This is a genomic window from Streptomyces sp. PH10-H1 (assembly GCF_030063355.1).
Classification (GTDB): Bacteria; Actinomycetota; Actinomycetes; order Streptomycetales; family Streptomycetaceae; genus Actinacidiphila.
Genome location: NZ_JASISZ010000142.1, coordinates 1 through 8,378, shown reverse-complemented (window position 1 = coordinate 8,378; position 8,378 = coordinate 1). Strand labels below are relative to the sequence as shown.

Annotated in this window: 8 protein-coding genes and 2 pseudogenes; 6 read left to right on the top strand and 4 right to left on the bottom strand. The window is 68.8% G+C overall.

Features of this window, described 5'->3' with window-relative positions:
- The 3 genes and pseudogenes from QMK24_RS39975 to QMK24_RS39965 all read left to right on the top strand — a co-directional run.
- Positions 1-679, top strand: a pseudogene (locus tag QMK24_RS39975) (hypothetical protein); the annotation flags it as partial.
- Positions 676-921: a DUF6213 family protein gene (locus QMK24_RS39970; RefSeq protein WP_283471811.1), complete on the top strand. Its 246-nt coding sequence runs from the start codon at positions 676-678 to the stop codon at positions 919-921. The pseudogene QMK24_RS39975 and the gene QMK24_RS39970, both read left to right, overlap by 4 nt.
- A complete protein-coding gene (locus QMK24_RS39965; RefSeq protein WP_283471809.1) occupies positions 918-1,667 on the top strand; it encodes a hypothetical protein in 750 nt (249 codons plus the stop codon). Before QMK24_RS39970 ends, QMK24_RS39965 begins: the two co-directional genes overlap by 4 nt.
- Positions 1,668-2,229: 562 nt before the next feature.
- Here QMK24_RS39965 and QMK24_RS39960 read toward each other — a convergent pair.
- The 3 genes from QMK24_RS39960 to QMK24_RS39950 all read right to left on the bottom strand — a co-directional run bounded on the left by QMK24_RS39960 (position 2,230) and on the right by QMK24_RS39950 (position 4,067).
- Positions 2,230-2,379, bottom strand: a complete 150-nt coding sequence (locus QMK24_RS39960; RefSeq protein WP_283471808.1) for a hypothetical protein — start codon at positions 2,377-2,379, stop codon at positions 2,230-2,232.
- A gap of 387 nt (positions 2,380-2,766) precedes the next feature.
- Complete coding sequence (locus QMK24_RS39955; RefSeq protein ID WP_283471807.1) at positions 2,767-3,489, bottom strand: hypothetical protein; 723 nt, start codon at positions 3,487-3,489, stop codon at positions 2,767-2,769.
- Entirely contained in the window at positions 3,486-4,067 is a 582-nt protein-coding gene (locus QMK24_RS39950) for an RNA polymerase sigma factor (RefSeq protein ID WP_283471806.1), read from the bottom strand. The genes QMK24_RS39955 and QMK24_RS39950 overlap by 4 nt, the downstream gene beginning before the upstream one ends.
- Before the next feature lie 779 nt (positions 4,068-4,846).
- Here QMK24_RS39950 and QMK24_RS39945 point away from each other — a divergent pair.
- From QMK24_RS39945 to cpt, 3 genes are all read left to right on the top strand, one after another.
- Positions 4,847-5,047, top strand: a complete 201-nt coding sequence (locus tag QMK24_RS39945) for a hypothetical protein (protein ID WP_283471805.1) — start codon at positions 4,847-4,849, stop codon at positions 5,045-5,047.
- Positions 5,044-5,754, top strand: a complete 711-nt coding sequence (locus QMK24_RS39940; RefSeq protein WP_283471804.1) for a restriction endonuclease — start codon at positions 5,044-5,046, stop codon at positions 5,752-5,754. The genes QMK24_RS39945 and QMK24_RS39940 overlap by 4 nt, the downstream gene beginning before the upstream one ends.
- A gap of 703 nt (positions 5,755-6,457) precedes the next feature.
- Positions 6,458-6,979: a chloramphenicol phosphotransferase CPT gene (gene cpt / locus QMK24_RS39935; RefSeq protein WP_283471812.1), complete on the top strand. Its 522-nt coding sequence runs from the start codon at positions 6,458-6,460 to the stop codon at positions 6,977-6,979.
- 55 nt (positions 6,980-7,034) lie between these two features.
- On the opposite strand, the pseudogene QMK24_RS39930 reads toward cpt, so the two are convergent.
- Positions 7,035-8,156 (bottom strand): annotated as a pseudogene (locus QMK24_RS39930) (IS630 family transposase).
- Positions 8,157-8,378 lie beyond the last annotated feature (222 nt).

Genomic DNA, 8,378 nt, shown 5'->3' with positions numbered 1-8,378 from the left:
CGGCGCGGAACTGAACGTGGCGCTGAACAACGCGATCGCCCCGTGGCGGATCGAGATCCTGGACGGCCTGGTGTGGCAGTCCGGCGACCCGCTCAAGGCATGGTCCAAGAAGCTGAAGGACGCCTGGAGCTCCCTGCAGGCGAAGGCCGCCATCCACGGTGACGAACGCCAGCGGGAGGCCGCCCGCCTGGCTTCGCGCGCGGTCCGCAGCATCTTGCTTTACGGCATCGGCGGTTTCGCGCAGCGCCCGCGCATCGTGACCGGCACGGTGCCGGTCGGCCAGGACGCCCCGGACGGCGCCCAGATCATCGGCATCGACGGCGACACGATCACCTGGCAGCGCGACAACGGGTTCTCCCGCGACCCCAACGCCCATCCGGAGTGGGCGGCCGGGGTGTGGTCCGGGGCGCGCGCGGCGCTGCTGTCGACCCGGATGCGGGAGGACGACGTGTCGGTCGGCGCCCTGCATCTGCCCGCCGGCAGTGTGGTGGCGTTCCGGACCGACGCGATCTACACCACCGCCGACGTCACCTGGCCGTATCACGGCAACCCCGGCGACTACCTGAAGAAGGGTCACATCCCCTGGGAGCTGACCGGCCCGCGCACCGAGGACGAACTCCTCTCCCACCAGGCCATCGGCCGCGAAGCCCTCGCCGAGATGCAGGAGGCCACCGGGTGAGCGAGACCCCGCTGATACTGCCGCTGATCCAGGACGGCACCGGCCAGCTCTTCACCAGCGCCCACGAGGTCAGCGCCCTGCTGCGCCGGCTGGGCACTGAATGGTCCGGTTGGAGTGACACCGGTGCCACGCAGCTGGATGCCCTGACCGTCGAGGTCTTGGTGCAGGCCCTGGCGGGGCTGGCCGACCAGATCGACGTGCAGTGCATCGACCGCAGGACGCTGACGGAAGGAACCGAATGACCCCCCGCCGCCGCGGCCGCCCGGCCACCCCACCGCTCAACGAAGCCGCCCGCCTCACCCAGGAACTCCTGAACGCTGGCTACAGCCGCAAGCAGGTCGGCGACATCATCGGCCGCAACTCCTCCCTCGTCTCGCAGTTCTTCACCAAGGACAAGGGCGCCGCCTTCGTCACCGCGCTGCGCGACGTCGTCCAGGAAGTCCAAGCCGGCGGCGCCACCGCCATCGCCGACCTCCAGCGCATCGCCGCACCCAACGTCAAGCGCCGGCTGCTGAAGGCAAAGCCGGGCGAGGCCAAGCCCCACAAGGCCCGAGTACGCACCAAGGACATCGTCGGCACCCCCGGCAAGTCCGCGATGGCCCGCGCCGCCCGCCAGCACATCGCCTCCGGCGCCTCCCGGCTGCGCCCCGTCGTCGCCAACACCGCCGCCTCCGGCGGCAAGATCGCGTTCACGGTGCGGGCGAAGAAGGGCGCCTTCACCCACTCCGCCGGCTCCCGCATCGACTCCCCGGGCCTGCGCCGCGGCGTCGTGCAACGCACCGACGGCACCGAGGAACGCGCCTACGGCGCCAGCCCCGGCGCCGGGCAGGGCTCCGGCGGATTCGACGCGGCGGAGTGGAAAGCGAAGGTCGACGCGGCCGGCGGTGACGTCGCGGCGGCGGTGCGTGGATGGCTGGTCGAGACCGGGCGCCTGCAACCGGACGCGAAGCTGACGCACCTGGAAGTGCGCGGCTGGAAGCCCAGCTGAGGTGTGGGGCGGACCGCTCGCGGTGGCCCGCTCGTTGTCAGTGGTGCCTGGTATAAGACGGCCTGCAGTGGCAACCGGTCAGGCAGCTCATGCACTTGCCAGGTGATCATGCCGCTTGGGGAGTGTGTTGGAAGCTACACGGAAGCAACTACCAGGCATTCCAGTGGATATGTCAGAATGACATCCGTTGGCCAAGGGTTAGGGCGGCACGCTCAGGTGTGCGGGACGCGCCCGAAAGAGGTGTGTTTCGCATCGCATTTCTCGTGGGTGCCGCGCACATATGTTTCCCTGGCCAGCAAGGATCGCTCTGCGTCTAACTACTCACCAGGTTTGATCTCCTTCTGGAGTGTGGCCAGACCGGGGGGTAGACAGGCAAGATGGGGGACAGTTCCTCCGCATCGCGTGATGCGCATCACATGATGCGCTCTTGCGCGTGAGGACTCTTCGACGGCGGACATGCGGAAAGCCCCACCCCAGTGCCGGCCAAGCATTGCAGGGATGAGGCTTTCCTACTACCGCAGAACGTGGCCCTGGCCGGGATCCCCGGCTGGGGCTACGGGCGTTATCGGCCCATGAACTCGTACACGTCGATCGCGGTTTTCACCAACGCACCGACGGGTACCGCACAGATCCCGACCCAGCGGACCACCTTCTTCGTCCGCTTGAACGCCTTGTTGCTGCGACCCTTCCGGACCGTTTCCTGGACGGCCATGGGGCCTCCCTCCCTACGACGGGCCCACGGCCTTCGTGAACCCCCGGGGGTCCGCGATGCGTGAGTACCACCATTGGGAGAGGAGATTGGTGACGAGAGCATACCGCCGCTGTCCGGCACCCCCGTCCTTCTCGGCGCCCGCCCGCACTCCGGCGTGACGCATCATCACGGCACCGCGTGTCGGGGCGACTTGGTGAGGGAACCCTTGGTGAGGCGATGGCCTGCTCATATGTCGTCAGGTCGACTACCGGTGGGCGGCACCTGGTGCCACATGTGCGGAGAGACACACCCACCGCGCACGCCCCTCGCACAGGCAAGGGGAACCCCTTCCGGTAGCGGGAGGTATCGGGTAGACCAATGTGCCAATCACCCGCAGGCGCGAAGAGGTCACTGGTGGCACAACAGGCCCTCCCGCTGCTGTTCGGAAACATCGTCGAGATACCCCTGGGGAATCAGGACGTTCCCCGGCCCGGAGCGCCCGGTGTTGACCTCCTGGATCTGGTTGCCGACATCGGCCTCAAGCACCGCCGGCTCGCCGACCCCGTCGGCGGGAGTGTGCCCGTCGGGGTCGGAGACGAAAGTGAGACCGTCCAGAAGGCGGAAGCAGTGCAGCGCCTCCTTCGTGGCATCGCGCAGCAGTGCTTCGAGGAACAGCAGATACCCGGCGGTGCTGTCGCCGGCCCCGGCCGCGAAGCGCCACCAGAAGCGGGCGTGGGCGGCCTTCCCGCTGAGGAACAGCAGGCAGCCGAACGCGCGGGCGCCGATCGGGTCGGCGGGCCGCTCGGCGTCGATGAACGCCTCAAGGCGGTCGTGGCCGCCCGGCGCCGTCATCACCGTGCGGGACAGGGTCTTGAGCTGCGTTTGCAGCCGCCGCTTGACCTGCCGCCGGCTGTGCGCGGCCTTCCCTCCCGTGGCCGGGTTCAGCAGCACGGCCAGCTCCGGGGAAGTGGGCACCAGCCAGCCGAAGTACTGCAGCCGCCGCAGCCGGGCCCGCAGGGCCAGTTCCTCGTTGATGCGCTCGCGCAGCACCCGGTCGTCGGCGGCGCGCTGCTCGGGGGTGTATGCGGGGGTACGGATTTCTGCTCCGCGCAGGAGCTCCTCGATGTTCATGAGGACGGGCCTTTCTCATCAGCGAAATCGTCATCGGGCACGTCCAGAGCCTTGGCCAGGGCCCGGCAGCCGCTGGCCAAGTGGGTCCGGACGGTGGAGTCCGACAGGCCCAGCGCGTCGGCGACATCGGCCACGTCGTAGCCGAGCAGGTAGTGCTGCGTGACGCACTCGCGCTGTCGGGCGGGGAGCCGGCCGATGGCCTGGTGCAGCTCCATGCGGATCGCGACCTGGTCGATGTCCTCGTTGGCCATGCCGGCGAACGGCCGCACAGTGGGCTCGAAGGCGAGGCCGGCCGGTGAGCACGGCCGCCGATCCCGCTTGCGCAGCGTGTCGGCGATCTCGTTCCGCAGGATCTTCATGCCGAACGCTGCAGTGCTCTCACTGGCCAGGGCGTCGTCCCAGTGCTTGAAAATCTTGAACAGCGCGACGTTGGCGACCTCGCGGGCGTCCTCGTGGGAACCGAGCTTGAGGAATGCGGCCTTCACATAGATGTCGCGCTTGCCGAGCACGAAGGACTCGTAGACCACGGACGGGTGTTCCTCGGTGGCCGTGCGCAGCACGGCGCGGCTGGCGTTCACCACAGATCCCATGGGGCACGGGCCGGGACGGGGTGGAGCGGGTGGTGCTGTACTGCGCGCCGCGGGCCCGTGCCCCCCGGGCGGTGCGCGGTCGGCGTCATGCCGTCAAACATCACTCGTAACCTTTCGGAACGCCGCCGGGTATCCCCTTGCCCCGGGAGAGCGTCGGAAGCTCTCACCCCTGATGCCGTCACAGGAACCCCAAACGTCTAGTCGACTGACCGAAAATATTGACGGAACGTCACAGCAAGATCGCAACACGTGTTTCCGGGTGGCACATTGGGCCGGTATCGCCCCCTGCTTTCCCGCCCGTGCTTCTCTCCGGCGGGACCACCAGTGAAGCCGGTCACATTGTGGTAGCCCGGAAAGGGGCCCTCCGCCGGGTCCGCTCCCGCTCGGGAAACGACCGTCGCCGCTGTCGTCGTGGTCACCGGATTCCTAGACTGTCTCTGACTGTGTCTACCCGTACGGATAACGAGCCACGGGTACGGTTGCCGTCGTTCGTCGAAAAGGTGCACGAGCGCGTTGGTGATGTGCCGGGCTCCGGCGTCCTCGACTCTCTGCTGGTGGGAGGGGGCGCAAAAACTGGCGTGATTCCTGCCGGTCCGAACGGGATCCGCCGACGGGCTCGCAGGTCGGCGGGGTGGGCGCCCCCATCTACGGCGTGGCTGGAATGTCGTCTTTACCGGTTGATCCACTGTTTTCTGTCAGTTGTGGCTGCTTCCCTCTGAAGGAGAACCGGGCCGCGCTGGGCGGCCGGTTCGTGGAGGGGGACTCCGATGCCCGAAGGCAAGCACTACCGGCGCGGCCACTGGGTCAACAACTCGCCCCGTGGGGCGAAGAGCAGCAGCAAGTGGATCGGCTTCGCGGTCGTGGCCGTCCTGGGATGGGGGCTGCTGCACGGCGGCTTCAGCACCACGACGGACACCAACAGCACCCCGACGCCGACGCCGACCGTTTCCCAGCCGGCTGCCCGGTGACCCGCCGCCGCCCGGCGCGGTGGCGGGCCCTGCTGCCGCGGCCGCCGCGCCATCGCAACGAGCGGATCGCCGCCGGCATCGCCGCCCTGTTCGGCTTCCTGATCGTGCTGCAGCTGGCCCGCGCCGCGCTCGGGGCCCTGCTGCGTGCCTGGTACGTGCTGCCGGCCCTGGCCGCCGCGGCGGCCGCCGTGACCGTGCTGCTGTGGGCGCGGCGCAGGGCCGCGGACAGGGCCCGCGCCCTGCGGTTGAAAGACCTGCGCCTGACCCTGACGGAACTGGACGCTTTGGACCCGCTCGCCTTCGAGCTGGCGGTGCGGGACCTGATGATCCGCGACGGGATCACCGCCCGGCACGTCGGGCAGCGCGGCGACCAGGCCGCCGACGCGGTGGGCAAGGACCCGGCGGGGCGGATGTTCGTGGCCCAGTGCAAGCACATCACCGTCGCCGGCCGAGTCGCCTCACACACCATGTACGAGGTGAAGGGCACCGCCGGCCCCGTCCACGGCGCCGACATCGCCTTCGTCGTCACCAACGGCGGCTTCACCCGCGACGCCAAAACCTGGGGCGAGACCAACCACATCCACTGGCTCGACCGCGACAAACTCCGCCTGTGGGCCGAACACGGCACTTCCCTGCACGAGCTGCTGCACATCCCCGCCCGCGCCCGCACCCGGATGCGTCGCCAACCGCAGGCTGGAGGTGCTTGACATCCTTACGCGTGGACCGTGGGGACTGGCCAACTCCAACGCTGTCCGGGCGGACGAACTATCTCGTCAAGGGGGCGAGCGGGGCATTTCACGTCCCCTTGACCGACCCGGTCGACTGCCCGGTACTGCGGGTGCCCGCCTGGCGCGCCGGGCGGGACCGGCGTCGGCGCGCCTCCCATCTCCGCCTTGACACGGCCGGTACGCTCAAGGCCGATCGCAGCGAAGCGAGGACTTAAGGTCTGGAGCGCTCCGGACGCGCCGCGGCTGATCCGGCATCTGATTCCCGTCCTCACCGGCGCGTTGACCGCCGCAATGCAGTACATCCCGACCCCGCAGCCAGGTGCACCGCGCGGACCTAGGTGATGCCGACGGCCCGCCACGCACACGTCATGCGGCTGGCCGACGGTGTACGTCATCTGCTTCACGTACAACATCGGCTGGTGACGTACACGGCGGGACCGGCCTGGACGCCGACGGTGGTGCGCCAGGCGACCGCGTTGCGCAATTACCGTCGGCGATGGCCGATGGCCGATGGCGGTTGGCGACGACTGCGCACTGCGCAGCCAGTGCGCAACGGATGCGCAGCAGGGGCTAGTGCTGTGACCGCATAGGTTCACCGGGTTGTGGTGGGCACAGTGATGTTGGCCAAAATCGGTTTGGGCCACTGCTTCGGCGCCTTTACCGTGGCGTGGTGATGACCCAGATGATCGTTCTCAATGGTGGTTCCAGCTCGGGGAAGTCCGGCCTGGCCCGGTGTCTGCAGGCGGTCATGCCGGATCCGTGGCTGGTCTTTGGTGTCGACACGTTGGTCCAGGGCATGCCCGCGTCCATGAGGTCGTCGGAGGCAGGGATCGAGTTCGCTCCGGATGGCGAGGTGCTGATCGGGTCTTCGTTCCGGGCGCTGGAAGAGGCGTGGATCGAGGGGATCGCCGCAATGGCCCGTGCGGGTGCCCGGGTCATCGTTGATGAGGTGTTCCTCGGTGGAGCGGCATCCCAGCAGCGGTGGCAGAAGGCTCTGGGCGGGTTGCAGGTGCTGTGGGTTGGTGTCAGGTGCGAGAGCGCGGTCGCTGTGGGTCGGGAGGTCGCACGCGGTGATCGGGTCACCGGGATGGCCGAAGCGCAGGCAGAGGTCGTCCACCAGGGTGTGCGCTATGACCTGGAGGTGGACACGACGCGTGTCGAGGCCCTGGAGTGCGCGCGGATCATCGCCGCCCATGTCCACTGATCGACCCGGTGGTTGACCTCTGCGGTGGCGCGAGAGCAACACCGTGGTTGAGCGGTCAGGCCGTGGCCGGGAGAGGTCGGCCGCCCCAGCGAACGCCTTTCTCGCTGCGGATACGGGCGCGCTCTTTGCGCTGCGCGGCCAGGACGTCGGGGTGGCGGGCGTTGGCATTGCGCCAGCGCAGATAGCGGTGCAGTTCCCGGGTCTGGACGGTGTGGTTGGGGTGGTGGGAGTTGGCGAGGGTGAATTGCCGTAGCGGCCCGAAGTGCGCCTCTATCGGGTCGGCCCAGGAGGCGTTGGTCGGGGTGAAGCACAGCTCGACCCGGTTCTTTCGGGCCCATCGGCGGATCTTGGTGCCCTTGTGGGCCGAGAGGTTGTCCATGATCACGTAGATCGGGGCACCGTCCGGTCGCGCGGCGCGGATCGACCGCAACGCGGCCAGGGAGTTGACCGCACCCTTGTGTCGCCGGTTGACGCCCTACAGGGTGTCGTCACCGATGGAGTAGCAGCCGTGGAAGTAGGTGACGCCGTGGGTGCGGTGGTAGGTCGCGGGGACCCGGTCGGGCCGTCCCCGCACGGCCCAGCAGGACCCGCCGGTGGGGCGGATGCCCAACGGTCCGAACTCGTCGAACGCGAACGTGCGGCCGGGGAAGCGTTCCAGGACGTGTTCGATCCGGTCGAGCTTGGCGTCCCGGTCCGGGTCGGTGGACTCTTTCCAGGTCTTGGTGCGTTGGAAGGTCACGCCGCGGCGGGACAGGAGCGTCCGTAAGGCTTCGCGGCCGATCCGGATCGCCCGGCCGTGGACTTTGCGGAGGTAGACGGCGAGTTTGCGGATGGACCAGCGGGTGAAGGGCTGCCCGAGTCGGGCCGGGCGGGTGGTGGCCGTCTGGACGACGAAGTCCTCGTCGTCACGATTGAGCAGGCGGGGACGGCCTCCCGCCCAGCGAGGGTCCAGGCAGGCCAGGCCGATCTCGTTGAACCGGTGGATCACATCGCGCACCGTGTCCTCGTCGGCCTGCACCAGCCGGGCGATGACCGGCACCCGGTTCCCGCCGGCCGAGGCCAGCAGCATCATCGCCCGCCGGTAACGCACCGTGCTGGTACTGCCCCGCCGCACAATCTGCTGCAGTTTCTGCCCTTCCTGATCCGTCAGTCTGCGTACTCGAACCGGTTCAGCCACCACACCTCCACACACCGCATCGGATGTCTCCTCACACCCAACCAGCCGAACCACCACGACCGCGAGCAACAACCCGGCGAACCTATGCGGTCACAGCACTAGTGCAGCGCGTCGCAGGTCCTTTGCCGGTTGGGCGGGCTGGGCGCGGTCACGCCTCGTGGTCGGCGAGGTGGACGGTGGCGGCGGGGTCGAAGGCGTCGTTGGGGTGGCCGGTCGAGAACC